The organism is Parapedobacter indicus (genome assembly GCF_900113765.1).
In the GTDB taxonomy this organism is placed as follows: domain Bacteria; phylum Bacteroidota; class Bacteroidia; order Sphingobacteriales; family Sphingobacteriaceae; genus Parapedobacter; species Parapedobacter indicus.
In genome coordinates this window covers 211,339-231,751 of record NZ_FOQO01000001.1, presented here as the reverse complement: position 1 = coordinate 231,751, position 20,413 = coordinate 211,339, and the positions used below count along the sequence as shown (strand labels likewise).

Below are 20,413 nucleotides of genomic sequence, written 5' to 3'. Positions count from 1 at the left end.
GTTGCTTTGTTACAATGAAACTCCCCGTTTCCAAGGAATAAAGTCGTCCTGGTTAAGCTGTACCGCTTTTGGTACTACTTCGCCCGAAGCTGCGCGTATGCAATACGCCAATATATCTTCTCCCATCTGCTGGATGGTCCGTGTTCCCGCTATGATCGGACCGCAATCGATATCGATGATATCGGCCATCCGTTCCGCGAGGCCCGTGTTGGTCGCAACCTTGATGACCGGGCAGATCGGATTCCCAGTGGGTGTACCCAGTCCGGTGGTAAACAGGATCAATGTTGCGCCGCTTGCTGCTTTACCTGTTGTTGCCTCAACGTCGTTTCCAGGTGTACAGACCAAATTCAATCCGGGTTTTGTAGCCTGTTCGGTATAGTCAAGCACATCGACGACTGGCGAGGTCCCCCCTTTTTTTGCTGCCCCATTGCTCTTGATGGCATCCGTTATCAATCCATCGCGTATATTTCCCGGAGAAGGATTCATGTGGAAGCCGGATCCTACCCGATCGGCTGCTTCGCTGTAGTCCTTCATCAACCGAATGAATTTATGGGCGGCCTCTTCGTCGATCGTCCGATCAATTAAGTTTTGCTCCGCGCCGCATAGTTCCGGAAATTCGGCCAACAAGACGGTCCCGCCGAGGGCAACCAGTAGATCAGCACAATGCCCTACCGCCGGATTGGCCGATATACCGCTAAAGCCATCGCTTCCGCCACATTTAACGCCGATGGAGAGTTTACTCAAGGGTGCCGGACTACGTATGCATTTATCGGCCTCAATAAGACCGATAAAGGTTTGCCGGATTGCATCTGTAACCAGTTGTTCTTCGCTTTGGGATTGTTGTTGCTCAAAAATCAGCAAGGGTTTGTCGAATTTCGGATTCAATGCATAGAGGTCATCCAGGAAATCACGTACCTGTAGATTTTGGCATCCGAGGCTAAGTACCGTAACCCCTGCTACGTTGGGATGATTGGCATATGCGGCCAGCAATTTACCCAATACCGCCGCATCCTGCCGGATACCGCCACACCCTCCTTGATGGTTAAGGAACTTAATGCCATCCACATTCTTAAATAGCCGGTCTACCGGCACAACCGATTCACGCACCGTGAGGTCGGCTGAAGCCACGTCCTCTCCCTGCTGGTACAGTTTGCGCAGCATATGGGTCTTAGCGCGATACCTATCCGTAACGGCATACCCCAGTTCGTTGTGCATCGCCTCCCGTATCACGTCCAGGTTACGGTTCTCGCAGAATACGGTGGGGATAAACAGCCAATAATTGGCAGTCCCTACGCGTCCATCGCTACGATGATAGCCGAGGAACGACCGGTTTTCAAACGTAGAAACATCCGGCACCTCCCATGTATAGTGGTACGGCCGATAGCCATAGGGTTCCGTAGCATGCCTTACGTTGCCCGTACTCATCCATTGCCCGGCTTTCACATCGTGTAACGCACGTCCCACTATCACACCGTACATCATCACTGCGCTGCCCGCAGACAGGTCGTCGGTAAAAAATTTATGCTTTGCGGCTATATCTTCCATCAGCACGTAGGCGTTGCCGTCGCAGACGACGCGCTCACCCGACTTTAGGTCCTGCAAGGCAACCAACACATTATCGTCGGGGTGAATTTTCAATACACGGACATCCATAACCTAATCCCTCGCTTCCTCGTTTCTATTCAATTGATTGATCACGTCCAATACAGGCTGTGTCTCCAGACGGGTTATGTAGTCCTCCACTGCATTCCGGAAACCGGTGTATGGCAGTAGATCCGCTTCCCACACGGCGAACAATTCATTGCCTTCCGTAGCCTTCATAAACTGTAAATACCCTGCAAAACCCAACGCCATGTAGGCCGGCACTTCGTTATACCGTTGCACATAACGTGCGATCGTCGGCAGGTTGCGCATCCGCATTTTAGACGTGTAGTTTGTACTGATGCTCTGCCATTGATGATGGAGGTATGGGTTTCCGAACCGATCAATCACATGGTCTGCAAATTCCGACGCTTCTCCCTTATCTATTCCTACCTCTAACAAGGTAGGAATAATCTCTTTGTGCATCACTTGTTTTACATACTTCGAAAACACCGGATCGGCCATGGCCTCTTTGACCGTATCGAAGCCCGCCAGTATGGCCAATCCACACGCAAACGTGTGGCTTCCGTTGAGCAGGCGAAGTTTCAGCTCTTTAAATTTCTGAATATCAGGGGTAATCACCACCCGTTTGTCTGCGCGTGCAAATGAGAGCACTTCCGACACACGCGGATGGGACGACTCGATGGCCCAAAGGCAAAATGGTTCAGCCATAATGGCCAACTCATCTTTATAGCCTAGCTGGCTTTCCGCTTGTTCCTGTTCGGATGCACTCAAACTACCCGGTACAATCCGGTCAACCAGCGTATTGCAAAAATGGTTACAGCGTTTTATCCAATTGATAAAATCAGCTCCCAACTGATGACGCTCGGCCATTGCGATTATGATGTCCCGCAACACATCCCCATTTTTATCAATAAGTTCGGTGGGAAGAATAATCATACCCTTGTCCTTCGCGCCGCTGAAAGCACGGAACCGTTCCAACAAAACTGCGGTCAGTTTACCAGGAAAAGACACCGGTGGCGAAGTCAGCGGATCATCCTGCTCGTCGAAAACAATTCCTACTTCGGTGGTATTTGAAATAACCGTTTCCACTTCGGGGTTTCTGGCGACGTCCAAAATAGCCGTCCAATCGCTGGCAGCGGAAACGACTCGGCTGATTGCCGATACCAACAGCACATCCTGTACATCCACTCCTTTTTCAAGTCCTTTGATATGGAGCGTATACAAATTATCCTGCAGCTCGAATTTATCCGTACCTCCCGACGCCGTCGACTTCACTACAACGATACTTCCGCCAAATAGCCCCGTTTTATTCGCTTTTTCAATAAAATAGTCTGGCAACCCACGAAGCAATACACCTGTTCCGAATTGGAGTACCTTTTCAGGATAAGGACGTTCCTTAATTAATTGCCTGTTCAGTAAATTCATTTAAAATAGTTATTGATCTTTCTTATTTTTAATGACCTGCATTTCGTCGACGCACAAAGCCGCTGACCTAACAAGTTTCACCCATGTGGCAAACTCACTAATCACTTACCATTGCAATTTTACAGCTTGGTGAATAAGGAACGAAACAATTGAATCATTATAATTGCGCAAACGTTGCCGGCAACGTTTGCGCAATTCGGATAAGAAAGTGGTTTATTGTTGACCGCTGAATTCCACAAACCGATCGTTGATGGCAGCAGCATCCAATTTGCTTCCAGCATGGATTAAGACCTTATACCTGAACCGGGTTGATGAGCCGTTATCCAATTTGAAATTCAGCACATCTTTTCCACCACTGAGTTCTTTCTGTCCCAGCGGATTAGCCGCGAACAGCCCGTAGCCGCGTGCATGCCAATACGTGGGATATCCCGGATTCCCGGAATGATCAAGAATAACGAGCGATACGTCCTCTCCTTGGATGGTTCCATTAAGTGTAACCCATTTTCCCCGTGTTCCCCACACATCATCACCCTCGATACCTTCGCTGCTCACGTAGTGCCCGGTAACTCCCTCGTTGTTGGCCTTCGCCACTTCAGTGACAATGCCGTTGGCATCGGTAAATTTAGCGGGCTGATCGGAGGGATGTTCGAGCTCACGGGCTAGCCGTATGCCCAGCACACCTTCTTTATTATCCTTCAGTGACACATCTTTCAGTGCCGTCAATTTGATATCCAGCTCAATGGAAGTACTGCTATCGTCTTCCACTTGGAAAACATACCGGGTATCTTCTTTCAAGAGACTGTCTCCCTGCGGTCCCATCCAATATTTAGTGACATCAAGGACCCCCGTATTTCCCTTACTTTCTGTCTCGTTAACGGCTGCGTGGTGGATACTTCCGTAGCCCATCCGCTTTTCGGCTGGGATGGCCGGTGAGTTGTTCCAAAAATCAAGCCCGTTTACATCGCCATAATTAAACCACAGTCCAATGTGGTGTGGATGATCTGTTCGCTCGTTTGCCCGAGGCTGCACGGGCCATCCTCTCGTTATGAAATGCCCGCCTTTGGTACGTAAGGGGAACAATACCGGCTTTTTTAAGCTGTCAGCATAACAATAGGCGGTATAAGGCTGCCCGTCAAGCAATACCGCTATGCTGTTACTTTCGGGATGCTCAACGAACGAGAACCGATCGGTCTGCTCAGCTGACCCCTGTTCGGACTGCGACTGTCCCGACTGGGATTGTCCGCAGCCCGCAAGGGCTGTGGATAGCGCAAGGGCACCTACTAAAATAGTTGCTGTTTTCATCTGCGTCTCATCAATTAAGAAACCACTACTTCTTGCTTTTCGTCGTCGAACGTTACCCGTTTGCCGGTCTCATAGGCCGTGTGTCCCATAATATTGGCTACAGAGTGATTGTATCCGGCCACGACATCTGCATTCGGTTTTTTCCGATTCCGCACGCATTCCATCCAATTCAGCATGTGTAATGAAGTCATCGGATCACTTCCGGTATTTGCTGACGTTTCTATTTTTGCAGCATTTGAAAGGGTAAATGGCTCAAGGAGATTTTCCTTCATTCCCATCTGGTCTGCCATACGCTGCGTTAACCCGCCCTCTGAAGTCACTTCATTGGTATCAAGGTTTAGTGAGCCCGCGTTCGAGAAGTACAGTTCCTTCACACCACCGGCGGAGTTGGTAAACCGCGACGAATATTGCACTTGGAATCCTTTTGTAGGGTCGTTTGCCGGGCCATAGTCCATCACCGCAGTCAGTGTATCCGGGTTGATACGGCCATCGTTCCACATATAGATACCTCCATTCGCAACTACGCTACGCGGATGCGGCAGGTCTGTAAACCAGTGTACAGTATCGATTTGGTGAGCCATCCACTGGCCGAAGATTCCGGACGAATAGGGCCAGAACAGGCGGTATTCGAGGTAATAGCGTGGATTCCACGCCACTTTCGGGCGGTTCATCAGGAAACGGTTCCAATCGGTATCCTTTTCGCGGATTTCCTTTGTTAACTCGGGCAAACGCCAGCGACCGGGCTGATTCACATTCCAGGTCATTTCTACCATTTTAATGTCTCCGAATTTGCCGGACCGGATGTACTCGTTGGCCGCGATGTAGTTAGGAGCACTGCGCCGCTGCGACCCAACCTGAAGAATCTTTCCGGTTTCTTCCACCGCTTTCCGTAGCGTTTTGGCATCTTCGATGGATTCTGCCATCGGCTTTTCTACGTACACATCCTTTCCGTGGCGCACGGCATCCGCCGCAATCAGGGCATGCTGGAAGTCAGCCGTACTGATGATCACTGCATCCACATCGGTCCGTGGAAAAAGTTCATCGTTGTTGCGGTACTTTGCGATTTCAATACCTGCCTTTTCCTTCGCATAGGCATATGCTTCGTCACGACGGCGATTCCACAAGTCCGAAACTGCTACAAATTCAAAATTCTGAGCCTTTGCATGATTCATAAAGGCTGGGAACAGCGAGCCTCTAAACCGATTGGAAAATCCAACGATACCTACCCGCACCCGGTCGTTAGCTCCGATAATCTTTGCATAGCTTTTTGCGCTGAACCCCATCGCGGATAGCCCAGCGACTCCGGCTCCCATTGAAGCCTGTTTGATAAATTCTCGGCGTGAATTTGTTGATTTCATCTCTATTTGATTTTATAATGGTGACTATTACTATATTAATGGTCAAAATACAGGATCGCTTGATAAATGCACCGATCGCCTTTTCTTTTAGTAATCAGTTAGCACTTGACTACAATGATACCGTAATCTTTCAAGCCGAAGAAGGAATCCGGCCCTTTTATTTCCGCAATCGTTACCGAAAACGTTTGCGAAATCTTCTGGCACCGGAATCGTTTAAATTAAATATCCTCGCGATAATTGGGGTTTTGCAACAATTGAGGAGCTTTCTGGCGCTCAGTTGTTGTGATGGGCAACCAATATACGGCATTTGTCATGATATTGTTTGGCATTGCCTGATTATATTTCCATGTAGTTGTAACCGTTGCTGGTGTGTTCCTATTATCGGTTATTTCCGTGATTTCGACACCATACTGTGGCGGCGTCATCGTTTCGGCCATGATTACCCACCTTCTTATGTCAAACCACCGTGATTCTTCCCCATATAGTTCAATTTTCCGTTCATGCCTTAACGCATCTCTTAATTCAGCATCCGTTGCGGTCGTATTGGGAAGAAGTACACGGTTTCTGAAAAAATCCACCCACGTTCTGGTTTCTTCATATTCGCCTAACTCCCAGCAAGCTTCCGCGTAGCCAAGTACCACTTCGGTGTAGCGGAGATAAGGCCAAATGTTGAAATTATAATCTGTGCTACCGGTAACCCCTTGCTGCACCCATTTCATTGTCAAATACCCGACATAATTACCGTTGCCCGCTACAATCGGGCCGTTACGTGTATCCAATCCGTAGACAACCGTCTCTGATCCATCCGCTTTGATCGTCACGCGCGTACGTCTATCGTAAATCCCTACAGGGTCCCGAAGTTTTAAGCTCGAGGGCCTGGGTTCAATGTCATATATGGCGCTATCATACAATACATTCGCATAAAATCTCGCTTCACGATTATGATAGGGGTTTTGATCTTCAAAACCCGTAGTTTCCGGCTTATTTTTTATATACCTGCCCGTGTTTGATCCCTCAGCCACCTCTTCGATATAATAATGATCAAAGAAATCTGTACCATCCTCCATTTCGTATTCATCCACCATTCGTTGTAGCGGTGCATTTCTTCCATAAAGTCCATCATACCCGTTTGGTCCGTCTATTTGATTATTCCGGTGCCGGGTACCCAATGCTTGATCAAACATTTTCGCAAATATGAATTCACCGTCGGCCGGTGTGGTGCTATTTCCTGTCAACGCTCGATAGTTTTGCGCTACCGTTGCCTTATCACCACCCGATGCCCCGAAATCGGCCAATGCCAACGAAGAACCGGGAAGTTCCATTAACTCCTTAGCAGCATTTTTTGCAGCTGTCCATAATGCAGTCCTATCGGGATTTACGTAGTGAACAAGCGCATTGTCGGCACTTATACCGATACCTGACACGTCCCCGGCTGTGAGCTCACTTGCTGCAAATAATAACATCCTTGCTTTAAGCGCTAAAGCAGCTTCTTTACACGCCCGTCCCAGCACTTGTTCCGATTTAAGCGGCAACAGTGCGGCGGCAGCGTCACAGTCTGCCACGATAAAATTAACGGTTTCTTCAAAAGTGGCCCTTGTAACTGTCGAAAAATCATCATTTAATTTAGCCGCTTTGTTCAATAAAGGCAAACCTCCGTAGCTACGGGCCATGTTGCAATAATTGAATGCCCGCAAAAACAACGCCTCTCCTTTTAAAATATCTGTTTTTATTTTTACGTCCGCTTGTTGTCCGGAAGGATAGGTATCTGCAATCCCATCAATTTTCTCAAGGAACTGATTGATACGCTGTATCTGTTCGAATTGCGTCCACCGATACGGCTCCATAAAATGCTGGCCAATGGCGGCATCGGGAGACATCGTTCCGTTCAGAAGCGTGGTTGTACTCGCCCCTCTTCCAAATATAGCCTCATCGGTAAAATTACTTGCTTTAACACTCTGAAAACCATGACCAAGTCCGTCGTAACAGTAATTCAGGTAAGAACTTGCAAGCTCCGGACTGGACCATACGATTTCATCCGAATATTGGTCCAAAGGAGTTTTATCTAGAATATTTTTGCTGCATGCAGTAGCAAAAAACAAGAAGGCAACTATCAAATATCGTTTCATAACTTTGCTGTTTATCGATTAAAAAGAGACCCTTGCACCCAATGCCAGCACCCGGGTAGTGGGATAAGTAGAGACCGAAGCTACTTCCGGATCTGTTCCCACTGCATTTTTGTTATACAGAAAAAACAGATTTTTACCGGTAACATATACGCTTGCTCCTTTAAGTCGTACTGATTTCAATAGGTTCTCCGTAAATGTATAAGAAAGCTCCACGCTTTTAAGACGGGCAAACGCCATGTTATAATAATCAAAACTGGATAGATATGCATCTTTTCTCCAGTATTCTTCTACCCGTTCAAATGCTCTATGCATCGTTGCATCGGTATTGGATTCCGTCCATCTATCATTTGCATAATATTGAAAGTAATTACCGAAGGTTCCCATGTATATAAAATCACCTTCTGTATCAGCAATCCGCCGCCAGTTGTTTCCAACCCCCTGTACCAACGCCTGCAATTGTATATTTTTGTACCGCACAGAAAGATTAACGCCAAAAGTAATTTCCGGGTCCCCGTTCAGATTGTAAACAATCCGATCGGCTTCCGTGATTTCACCGTCTCCATTGTAATCTGCCAATATCACATCCCCGGGTCTTGCTCCCGGAACATGCGGTGTAGCGTTGACCTGATCTGCATCTTTATAGATCCCAATGGCTTTATATTGTAAAAAAGCGGTCGTAGGATGCCCGGTTAGCCGCTGCCAATCATACGAAACTGCCGGCTCATCATATTCGACAATCTTATTACGCGCAAAGGAAAATATGCCGGTTATGGCATAGTCGAAGTTTGTCGATTTACTGCGATATCCAAATGTTGCATCAAATCCTTTGCTCGATACGATTCCAAAGTTCTCATCCGGTAAAGACAGCCCCGTAAAATCCGGCACGGAAGCATTCCGGGCCACGAGAATGTCGGTGCGTTTTTGATAGAACGCGTCAACGTCAAATCTGATTTTACTATCCAGCAAAAGCGATTCAAATCCCAAATTGAAGACATTGGCTACTTCCCAGGTGATGTTGGGATTGGGTTCTCCAACCTGGTACAAACTGGTCTGATAACCTCTCGATGGTCCAAATGACTGTCCATCACCTATTGCATACATTGTCAGGTATTGAAACGGGAGCACAGCATCGTTTCCCAACTGCCCCCATGAGGCCTTTAATTTAAAATAATTAATTGCCTGGATATTATTCTGCCAGAAATCCTCGCTTGAGGCAGTCCACCCTAAAAGAACACTCGGGAAATTTCCCCAGCGACCGACATCTTTGGAAAACCGAAGGGAACCGTCTCTTCGAAAAGTAAATTCAAACAGATACTTACTGTCGTAATTATAAGCAAGTCTTCCAAAATAGTTTAGCCGGGCGTCGATGCTTGCAGACGAGTTATTACTCATTTCCTCAGTCGATCCAAAATTCAGATACGGCAGGGCAACCGTTTGAAAACCTCTGCGGTACGCAGTAATTCCCTTGTCAAGATAGTCCATGCTTTCAACAGCGGCAAATGTGCTTATGGAGTGCTTATCGAACGATTTGTCATAATTTATCTTCAAACTACCCGTTACTCGTTTTGCATCGCTATAGGTATCTTCTACCCTTGGATCGGCTATTTCAGCTCGAATCTGAGGCGTTAAAAAGGCCTGGCCATTTTGGCTACCATCGTTTCCAGCCGCCAAGTAGGCATCTTTGTCCAAAAAATATAACGTTGCCAGATCTCTTACATATTTCTGCACACCAAAGACCATATCGTACGAGTAGTTGCCGACTACGGATAACCCGTCCACCCAGGGAATTTTTACCGTAGCGGTCAGCATATTCTGACTGGTATAACGTTTGTTATCTGTATACCCTGTTTTATCCGCATCGGTATCTGTTACCGGTTGCTGCGCCTTTTCAATATCAGGGCCCGGTTCGCCCGTTGGCCAAATAGCCGTAGACACCGGCAGGTTACGGATAATACTGGTAAACTCCGTGTTATAAGGATCCATTATATTAGATTGCGTTCCAGCTACGTTCAAGTTGAGCCTGATGTACTCATTTAAATCCGCTTGTAAGTTGAGTCGATAATTATACCGATTATGAGATGAGGATCCGGATTTATAGATTCCATCGTCCTTCTGCACACCGAATCCGCCGTAATACTTTACATCTTTGGAACCACCTGATACCCTAAAACTATAATGGTCGCTCTTTGAATAATCTTTTATCACGCTCTTGAACCAATCGGTGTTCGGATGGGTCCATGGATAATTGCCCGATTTGAACTTTTCAACATCTTCAGTCGAATAGGCCATATTTTCTTCAGGAATCCCTCTGTAGGATTGTACTTCCCGTACCATGGTGGCATACGTAGCAGCATCGGTCATTTCCGGAAGTACCGACGCCGAAGACCATCCGGAATAAAAATCAAATTCGAACCTTGGCGGACTTTCCTTTCCTGATTTTGTAGTGACCAATATTACCCCATTCGCAGCGCGAGAACCGTAAATGGCCGCAGAAGCATCTTTCAAAACGGATAGGCTTTCAATATCTCCGGGCTCTATGGAATTAAGATCTCGTCCGGGAATACCGTCAATAACCACGAGAACAGCGGTATTATCAATACCCGTATCTTCGCGATACCCAATCGTTGCCTTTCCTCTTATATTTAAGCTGGCATTATCAGCACCCGGGCGCCCGCTCGACTGCGTAACGAATAGACCAGGCACACGGCCACTTAATGCACTGGAAACATTGGGAGCCGGTGCGGCAGTAATCTCCTCCGAAGATAACGTTGAAACGGAACCGATTACATTGATTTTTTTCTGAACGCCGTAACCTACCACCACTGCTTCGTCCATTTGCGTGGCCTCGCCAGCTAATGCTACATCAATTGTTGCCCTGTTCCCAACCGCAATTTCTTGCGTCTTCATTCCGATAAATGAAACGAGCAAAATAGCGTTTTTTGGGACATTGGAAAGCGAGTAATTCCCCTCCCCATTGGTTACTGTTGAAATTGACGTTCCTTTAACTGTCACCGTAGCACCTGGAAGTGAATCGCCAAAGGAATCTGTCACTTTGCCCGTGAGGGACGTTTGGCCTACCGCATGGAAAACCACGCACAAAAACAGAACACTAATAACTAGTACTTGCCTCATAATTATAGATTTTAATTGGATGCCTTTATGCTGAGGGCATATAAGCGTATGTACAACAATTATAGCGACAATAATCAACTAGCGGATGAACATGGGTGCAAAATATCTACGCAATCGATCCCGGTAACGATTGCAGGACAGCTATAGCGCACATTGCAAATTGGGCGAGGGCGTGGATTCTATAAAAATTTTTTCATGTATTCAATAAATACCTGCCAGTCTGAGGGAATCATACCGTGCCCGCCATCGTGCATGTAATACCCCAGCGGTTGATAGGCCAACGAAGTATCTCCGGCCTTTGGCATCTCCGGGAATAAATTCCGGACGCCAAATAGATCATATACGGGCTGGGCGGCCCGGGCCGCTAGGAACTCACCTTTCGGATCCGACCAATAATCGGTATCGCCAGTCTGCAATAAGAGATAACGGGGCGCCATCAGTGCAATCAATTCGTGGGCATCAACGGGACAACTGTTGAAATCATTGGAATACGAGTGCCTATTGGGTGCAAACTGATAATAATACCGCGATGTATCCGTCATATGTTTGATATTTTCTCCATAATCACGTCTACTCAGCGCAGCGCCACCTTCTCCGGAACAGCTGGCCAGTACCATTTTGAAACGCGGGTCATTGGCACCCGTCCACAATACGGTCTTACCCAAGCGCGATGAACCAGTGAGCGCTACGCGTTTGGCGTCGACCCGGTTGTCGGTTTCCAGGTAATCCATGACGCGGCTCAGCCCCCAAGACCAGGCAGCAATGGCTCCCCATTCATCTGCTTCGGGCCCGGTTTGGCCCCTTTTCAGGTAATACTTCCGTATACCACCTAGTTGCATACCCTTTTTAAGGTCGGGTTCTATATCACCATAATACAACGTAGCAAAACCAATACCGTTGGACACCATGTCTTCAATAGGTATCGCATGTCTTGGCGGTTCGCCACCAGTTCGGGTTGCAAGCATCCTCACAACGCCTTTACCTTCCCGCGGCCAAACGAGCCCCGCTTTGACGTCGGGATCGTCGACCGCCTTATTATTGGAGCCGAAAGAAATATTGAGCAGGAGGGGCACCTTTTCGTGCATCTTTGTCGGCAAATAGAACAATATATCCACTTTATGGTCGGTCGTGTCTTTGGTAAAATAAATAGTTACTTGTTTTCGGATGGCTTTTCCTCCAAATACTGCCGTTCCATTTTCAAATACTTTGAATGATAGGTCTACAGGTTTCGGAGGTGTCTTTCCGAACTGTGTTGTTTCAAACAATCGGTGAATTTCGTGCCTGCGCTGATGGGTCCACATTTCTTTACTGGTCACTTTCTGCCCATTTTCCAAGGTTAGCAAGTCGGGCAATGTATAGGGTCCTGCTTTCGCCTCATCGTAATTTACGGGAAATCCCGCAACCCGTTGATTGGGATCTGGCTGGCCGTAACCCGTAGCACAGGCAAACAGCAAGATGAATAAAAGGGTTTCCACAGATCTGATCATATGACAAGATTTTTGGTTTACAATCATTGCGGTGTTTATCGGTATTTCCAGATTGCTATGCTGCCCTGCAACCCCGAAGGCTGTACTTCCCAAGCCGAAGCGTCGAATTTTTTATAGTCAATGTTGACAACGTTGATTTCGTGGTAGTCGTTCCACTTGATCCGATTTCTATCCATGAACCGGATCCGGTTGGCCATCAAGTTGGCCACCTCGATGCGAAGGGTGTTCTTGCCCGGTCTCAGGTATTTTGAAATTTCAAGATGGTAAGGAACGGACCATATAAAACCGGCATCTTCGCCGTTAACCCATACCTGCGCACTTTCGGCAAGGTCATCAAGAACCAAATCGTACCGGCCGGTGCTATCAACCGCATCAATGATACATGTGGTTTCGTATGCCGCCGTACCGCTGAACGACGAGTAAGCTTCGCCTGAAAGTGACGTCCAAAAGACCGGTTCCCGAAATTTCTGATTGGCAGGCAATTGAGGACCTCCTTTGATAAAAGTTAACTTCCACCCGCCTTCCGGGTTGATTACTTCATCTACGGATCCCCAATAATTCCATCGGATCTGACCGCTTCTGGAATCCTCCTTATCAGCAAATTGAACAAATAAGCTTTCCCCTGCGCGAATCTGTAAGCGAACCTTTACCCGATCGCCTTGCCTTTCCGCATGGCACCAGCCGAAATCACCCTGTTGTGGATCCATTAAGAGAGCATAATTTCCTTTCGCATTAAAAACCACCTCTTTATCCATATCTTTATTTCCGTGATTTACCAAATAATAACTGGTTTTATCCCCGGATTTCAACCGGATAAAACGTATTCCTTCCTGTACGATAGGCTCGCCGGATAATCCAATGTTCTCCAGCCCGGAGATCACATCCGGTATCACATGTACATTTCGGATAGACGGAAGGCTGTTAACGGCCTGTTTGAAGGACCGGCTTCGTCGTTCATAGTCTCCGAAACCGGGAACATCTTCAGGTAGTTCCTCAAATACCACCGTCGCACCCATTTCAGCCAATTCTTTAATTTTTGCCAGCGTTTCAAGTGGTATCCGCCGCGCGGCAGGAATCAATAATACGCGGTAACGGTTTCCTCCCGGGCTCTGCAGTTTGCCGTTCACGGCTTGCATATCTGCCAGTAACCGATCCGATACAAAATCGACGCCGTATCCGTTATCCATCAATGCTATGGCTGAACGATAAAAAGCAGAAGGGTGTAACCAGTCTTCCACGTTGTGGTAGGTAAGCGCTTTCATTCTTCCTTTCGGATCGTCCCAGACATCATAGATCGGCCAGTAAAGCAACACTTCATTGTCTACTGACGAGGACTGCAAGATGGACTGCACCCGGGTGATGTAGGTGTTAAGTCCACGGGAATGTGACCACCAGCTGTTGGTGGGCACCATGTTGACCGATGCATAGAATAACCATCCAGGCCATGGAATATCCTGCGGCGAATAGGTAATACCATGGTAAAAGACATGATTGATTCCCGCCAAGAAACACTGTTCCACTTCAGGTTTGAATTGCGCCAACGATGAGCGGAAATGTTCGCCCAGCCAGGTAAACGTTTCTGACGACACTAACGGCTTTCCCATCAGGTGCGCTGCCGAACTGGGAAACTTCATCAGTACGGGGTCTGGCTTGTCGCCGCTTTTAGGTTTGATTCCGGATTTGAACCCCGGAATCGGGAAGTCGCTGGAACCGAACGTCTCCATCTCGGGGATGTCTACGGTGGCATACAGATCAAGCAGGTTTGCCGGCGACCCGTGAGCCTGATTTTTAGTTTTGGCACCACGGTCATGTGCCCATGCTGTCCACCGCGTGGTAAAGTTCTCACGCAGTAGGTCCCCGATGGTTTCCCGGTAGTCAGATTTTATGCGTGCCACCTGGGTATCCCCGCTGTCTGCAAGCAGCTTCGGAAGGTACAAACGAAGGTCGTACCCGCGCCGGCTTTTAAACTCACCAAAAAAACCAGGCGTCCAATCGGCGCCATATACTTCGTAGCTATCGTTGTAAAAGGCCCGAACGCCCATCTCTTCGTTAACCAATGCCTTATCGAAACGTGCTAGGTAGTGGTCAACAGCGTCGCTGGAAAAATGATCAAGTGTATACCCCGCTCCACCCGGAGCCGCACGTTTCACTTTCTGTCCCGTCTTGCCATTAAAAATCGCGTATAACGTCCAATCGCCGTTTGGGGCAGCCCAGTCCAGCATCCCATTAGCTCTTACTTTTTCCGTTATCACCTCGGAATGGTTAACTCCTTCGAAGGCAACTACTTCCAACAAGACCGCCTTGTCATCTTTTTTTTGGCTTTCAGGACGGATCGCTTCCCTGAGCCGCTGCCCCTGGCCAAGCCTGTAGGTACGATAAATCAATCGAGTAGCCGCATTTTCCACAGAAACCTGCGGCCCTCCGAACGGCCAGCCTGTTCCTGTTGTAAGGTCGATGCCCAGATCGAGGCGATCTCCCTCACGTAGCGCAAACTGAAACCTATCCACCCAAGCCGGAGAGAGAAATTGCAAATAACGGTCCTCGAAGCCCCTTGCTCCATAAATCGGGGCTATTTCTAGACCGCCGATTCCAACCTCGCTGTATTTGCTCATGGCCGCAGTGAGATTCTCCGTATCCACGGCATTACCCATCCACCACCATCGGGCCCAGGGTTTACTTTCCTTCGTTGGCTCGGGCCATGGATTCTGTTGTGCGGAAACATCCAATACGCTGATGCAAAAAATAACCAGGTAGATGGGTCCGATATTCATAACGATATTGTTTTACTGGTCTTTACCACGACAAATTAAACACAAAAAGGGATATCAATCCCACGTAAAATACGCAATCGTTGCCGAAAACAGTGGGGCGCATTGAAAAAGGAGTTATTGGAGGCTCTCCGCAGTAAGGTATTTAAAATTGTTAGGTCACCGAGTAAAAATCAACTAATTTTTTACGCGGTGACCTAAGGTGTGGTCGTTTATTTATACAAACTGTTTTGAACCAGGCTTGGATTTACATCCAATTCATTCTGTGGAATAGGGAAAACGTAATGCTTTTCTTCTACGTTGTATTTTTTGATACGTGTAGTCATCAGATTCATACGTTTCATATCAAACCACACATGGCCTTCCTCACACAATTCCCATAACCTTTCCTGGAATATAGCCTCCCGAAGTGTCTCCTTTGTAAAGTCGGAGCTTTTTAAAGCAGGGAGCCCGGCTCGGGCCCTCACCCGGTTGATTCCATACAACGCATTGTCTCCGGGTCCGTTTACTTCATTTTCAGCCTCCGAATGCATTAGCAATAAATCTGAAAATCTTGTTATGTAATGATTCAGGGCATAATCGGCGGTACCACTGCCAACATCTTCCATGTCGATGTATTTATTGTAGTGAGGCAGCGATATATTTCCCGGATATGTATAGGTTCGATCCGGATTATTTATTCCCTGATAAGATAAAACAAACGTTTTATTTCTTCTCTTATCTGCTTCATCCATACCGTCAAAAAAAGCTGTTTCAACGGTAAGCGACGACCAACCATCCAGTTTGAGCTGATCACCGCTTCTGATCCCTGTAAACGTAGGAAAATCCCAACCCTGTCCCATAAAACTTTCATATTCCACACTGAAAATATATTCAGGGCCATGTTCATTTTCCAGCAAAAAAACTTTTTCATACTCCCCTTCCAAATCATAACCATAGGCACTGTTATCAATAACCGATTTGGCCTCCTCGGCTGCTTTGCTCCAATACTCAGATTTATTCCACGGTTTTCCGGCATAGGATAAATAGGCTTTGGCTAACATCGTTTGGGCAGCTCCGGCGGTAGCCCTTCCGACGTCCGCACCGGTATTCTTCGAATTCAGATTGTTCTTGGCATATTCAAAATCAGCAAAAATGAGCGCCCAAACTGCGTCGCTGGTCCCTTCATTTGAACTTTCTATTTCACTCATATTTTCTTCCGTTTTAAGCGGAACATTCTCAAAGAAACGAATTAGATAAAGGTAGGCAAGTCCTCGCAAAAAGCGTGCTTCACCGATTATCCGCTCCTTTAAACCCGGGGTTTCAAACTGAATGTTCTCCATATAAGAAAGTACGGTGTTCGCACGATTGATTGTTACGTATAATTGAGACCATATTTGATAAAAGCCCGTTGAACTGGTTGTCCATTTAAATTGATCCATTTCTGTCCGCCATGCTTCTCCCGAGTTGTTCGGCCATGTCGCTTCTCCCGGATATTCAGCAGCGAGTATGATCTGGCGTTGAAAACCATTGCTGCTACGCAACGAGCTATAGACAGATATCAGCGCGGTTTTCGCATCATCTTCGGTCTTGTAAAAATTAGACGGTGTTATATTGCTGTACACTTTCTCTTCCAAAAATCCCTCGGAACAACCGGTAAAAAATATCAGCGGGACCGCTAAAGCAAGTATTATTGGTTTAATTTTCATAATCATCACACATTAATAATTAGTTAATCAGAATGATATATTCATGCCGAACAGCATCGCCTTATAAGACGGATATGCGTTATAATCGACGCCTAATTGGAGATTGCTGTTCCCTGGGGAGTTTACCTCCGGATCGAAACCCTGATAGTCGGTTATGGTTATCAGATTCTGCCCGGTCACATACAAACGCAGTGAGTTTATAAACTTCAAATTCTCGAACGTATATCCTAACGATATGGTCTTAAAGCGCAAATAACTACCGTCTTCAATCAACCAGTCGGACTGCAGAAGCAACGGGTCTACGGTTACCCGTGCCCTGGGGATACCGCTGGTTGTATTGGCGGGCGTCCAACGGTCCAGCATTTCTCGCCGTTGATTTCCCCACGGGCCTGATACATTCGTTTCAGCTCGTTGTACATTGAGGATATCATTGCCCTGCGAACCCTGGATATAGACGGAAAGGTCAAATCCCTTAAAAGAAAAGTTATTCGTCCATCCATAGATAAAATCCGGATTCGGATCGCCTACAATCATCCGGTCGTCCGTATAATTGATCGTACCGTCACCATTTCTATCTACAAACCGAGCATCTCCTAACTGGTCGTTGCTTGAGGAATGAGGCCCTTCTGCTAATTGTTCCTCGTTCTGGAATACTCCGTCATACTTCAGCAAATTCCAAACACCAACAGGCAATCCGGGTTCAAGCCAACTTCCGTTTATTTTCAAATGGCCGGATATTGAACCTTGCGTACTGGGGGTGTATCCTGGGATTTCCAATACCTTGTTGCGGTTTCTCGACCAGTTCAACTGTGTATTCCATTTAAACTGTCCGGTAAGTGCATCTGCTCCCAGTGCCATTTCCAATCCTTTGTTTTCAAGGCTTCCGATGTTTTTGAATATGGATGTGAATCCAGTTGAACTTGGCGTACTGATATTCCATAACAAATCGGTTGTCTTTTTATAATAATAATCAACAACTAACGATAATCTGTTATTGAACAACCCCATATCCAAACCTACATCTGTCGTTGCCGTTGTTTCCCATTTCAGATCCGGATTGGGGATATTATTAGGTCCTGCACCGGAATTCAGAGCTCCTCCCAGCGGATAATTCATGGTTCCAAGCATGGCCATCGATTTGTAACTATCGATATTCTGATTACCTGTCTTTCCATAACTCGTTCTTAGTTTAAGATCAGACAGCCAATACAAGCTTTGCATGAATTCCTCTTCGGAAGCGCGCCAGGCCACTGCAACGGAAGGAAAGAAAGACCATTTATTATTTGCTCCGAATTTAGAACTCCCATCAGACCGGGCGGTAAACGTAAACAAGTACCGGTCTTTGTAGACGTAGTTTAATCGGCCTAGGTAAGATGCCAACTGGCTTTGTGTTCTGCTGGATCCGGGTTGGCCATATGTTGTTCCGGCCCCTAAATTGTCTGCCAAATATAAATCTGTGGAATAACCGGTGGACGACGTTTCAAAACTTTTGTAATGAAATACCTGCCAGGTAAATCCACCCATCGCGTTAATGGAATGGTCCCCGAACACTTTATTGTAAGTTAAAATATTTTCATTCAGGTAAGAGGCATCTCTGCGGTATCGTTGATAAGCCTCTCCGTCTTTGGTATATCCTCGATGTGTTTCTTTAGGCCAGTAGTACGACCTGTTGGCAGTAGATCGATCTGCTCCAAAAGTAACTTTTAACGTCAAATCGTTTCTTATTTCCCAATTTACATCTACAGAACCCAGCAGACGATCGATTTCCTGCTTATCTTTATAATGATTGACTGTAGCAATGGGGTTATTACTGGGAGTACTTCCAGGGGTAGGGTTGGTCATGGTATAACTCCCATCTTCATCAAAAATAGGCACAGAAGCAGGCATTGTAATTGCGCCGTGCACAACTCCGCCGGTACCTCCACCTCCATCGCCTTCAGAAGGCATTCCATTGGCCCAGATATGACTGGCAGAGATATTCGTATTAACCGTCAGATTCGGTATTATTTGTATGTCCAAATTGGAACGGAAAGAAGCACGGTTGAAATCACTGTTCTTAATAATCCCTTCCTGACCAAAATAGCCTCCACCTATAGAATAACGAATGCCTTCGTTACCTCCGTTAATACCTATATTATGATTCTGAGTAGGTGCGCTAGTGAATACCTGGTCTTGATAATCTATACCTTTACCTAACGAAGAAATCTCAGGAAAATAATGTGGATTGTTTGGATTGGGAAATACCGGATCTTGTCCGTCATTGGCTCTTGCTTCATTTACCAATGTCGCGTATTCCATAGCATTCATCATATCGAGCTTTTTTATTAATGTTTGAACGCCATAATACGTATCGAATGTAACTTGCGGCTTTCCTACACTCCCTCTTTTTGTAGTGATTAGTACGACTCCGTTGGCACCACGGGCTCCATAAATTGCAGTTGCCGATGCATCCTTTAATATTTCTATGGAGGCAATGTCTGCCGTATTTAATGTTGCCAACGGATTTTGCGCGGTACCGTTACCGCCGGCAGAACTCCCGGCGGAAATAGGAAAGCCATCCACCACATACAACGGTTCATTACTGCTACTTAATGAGTTACCTCCACGAACCCTGATCACAACTCTACCACCTGGAGCTGAAGAGGCTTGCGTTACCTGTACCCCGGCTGCTTTGCCTTGAATAGCCTGATCAAACGAGGTGACGGGAGAACGCTTTATATCTTCCGATTTAATGGAGGACACCGAACCCGTCAAGTCCCGTTTTCTCATCGTCCCATAGCCCACAACGACGACTTCATCCAGGTCACTGCTTTCTTCAACCATCTTCACATTCACGGTGGAACCTGCCCGAACGGCAACTTCCTGGCTTGCAAAACCGATGAATGTAAAAATCAGCGTTGCATTGTCACTCGGTATCAGGGATGTAAACAAGCCATCGGCATCGGTAACGGTTGTAGCCTGCCCACCTTTAAGCTTTACGGAAACCCCAGAAAGAGGCTGATTGTTACCGTCGACTACTTTTCCGGTTACCTGCCGCTGTGGGGGTTGTTGCTGCAACCGTCCCGGCGATTCATGCTTCGCATGAATGACAATCGTCCGGTTGTTGATTTTATAAGAAAAAGGCTGACCAAGGAGGCTTTTCTGCAATGCTTCTTCTAGCGAAACGCTCTCTACAGCGATCGTTACGGGATATGCGCGATTGATTAAATCGGCATCGCACAATAAACTGTAACCGCTTTGTTTGCGAATATCCTCTAAGGTCTCGCTGAGTTTTGCATTCGTTTTATGTAAGGTGATTTGCTGCGCATTCGATGCGGCACTCACATGCATAAAAGCCACCATAACAAACAAAACTGAAAGTTTCATCATTCGCCATAACTTTGATTGGATACACAAACACTTCGTGCGTCGAGGTACAATAAAATTTACATACATTTGAATGTGGTTTTAGAAAATTGGTTATGCAATACAATTAACTATGACCCCCAACAGCCTAATTTAGACTGTTGCTAACCAGAAGCG

Annotated in this window: 10 protein-coding genes; all 10 read right to left on the bottom strand. The window is 46.7% G+C overall.

Going from position 1 to position 20,413, the window contains the following annotated elements; genetic code table 11:
- Window positions 1-9 precede the first annotated feature (9 nt).
- Complete coding sequence (locus BMZ56_RS00880) at window positions 10-1,653, bottom strand: UxaA family hydrolase (protein ID WP_090622764.1); 1,644 nt, start codon at window positions 1,651-1,653, stop codon at window positions 10-12.
- 3 nt (window positions 1,654-1,656) lie between these two features.
- Window positions 1,657-3,030, bottom strand: coding sequence for a tagaturonate reductase (locus tag BMZ56_RS00875; RefSeq protein ID WP_090622760.1), 1,374 nt, complete (start codon window positions 3,028-3,030; stop codon window positions 1,657-1,659).
- Window positions 3,031-3,243: 213 nt separating this feature from the next.
- Window positions 3,244-4,332 (bottom strand): DUF6807 domain-containing protein, encoded by a 1,089-nt coding sequence (locus tag BMZ56_RS00870; protein WP_090622756.1) that lies wholly within the window; start codon window positions 4,330-4,332, stop codon window positions 3,244-3,246.
- Between the two features lie 14 nt (window positions 4,333-4,346).
- On the bottom strand, window positions 4,347-5,690 hold the full coding sequence (locus BMZ56_RS00865) for a Gfo/Idh/MocA family protein (RefSeq protein ID WP_090622753.1): 1,344 nt from the start codon (window positions 5,688-5,690) through the stop codon (window positions 4,347-4,349).
- A 218-nt stretch (window positions 5,691-5,908) separates the two neighbouring features.
- On the bottom strand, window positions 5,909-7,816 hold the full coding sequence (locus BMZ56_RS00860) for a RagB/SusD family nutrient uptake outer membrane protein (RefSeq protein ID WP_090622750.1): 1,908 nt from the start codon (window positions 7,814-7,816) through the stop codon (window positions 5,909-5,911).
- Window positions 7,817-7,834: 18 nt separating this feature from the next.
- The gene (locus BMZ56_RS00855) at window positions 7,835-10,948 is read right to left on the bottom strand and encodes a SusC/RagA family TonB-linked outer membrane protein (protein ID WP_090622746.1); all 3,114 of its coding nucleotides are present in this window, start codon (window positions 10,946-10,948) and stop codon (window positions 7,835-7,837) included.
- A 179-nt stretch (window positions 10,949-11,127) separates the two neighbouring features.
- Window positions 11,128-12,435 carry a glucuronyl esterase domain-containing protein gene (locus BMZ56_RS00850; protein WP_090622742.1) on the bottom strand — a complete coding sequence of 436 codons (1,308 nt, stop codon included), beginning with the start codon at window positions 12,433-12,435 and terminating at the stop codon, window positions 11,128-11,130.
- 35 nt (window positions 12,436-12,470) lie between these two features.
- Window positions 12,471-15,206, bottom strand: coding sequence for a glycosyl hydrolase (locus tag BMZ56_RS00845; protein WP_090622738.1), 2,736 nt, complete (start codon window positions 15,204-15,206; stop codon window positions 12,471-12,473).
- A gap of 209 nt (window positions 15,207-15,415) precedes the next feature.
- The gene (locus tag BMZ56_RS00840; protein WP_177194995.1) at window positions 15,416-16,891 is read right to left on the bottom strand and encodes a RagB/SusD family nutrient uptake outer membrane protein; all 1,476 of its coding nucleotides are present in this window, start codon (window positions 16,889-16,891) and stop codon (window positions 15,416-15,418) included.
- A gap of 27 nt (window positions 16,892-16,918) precedes the next feature.
- The gene (locus tag BMZ56_RS00835; RefSeq protein ID WP_177194994.1) at window positions 16,919-20,260 is read right to left on the bottom strand and encodes a TonB-dependent receptor; all 3,342 of its coding nucleotides are present in this window, start codon (window positions 20,258-20,260) and stop codon (window positions 16,919-16,921) included.
- Window positions 20,261-20,413: the final 153 nt, after the last annotated feature.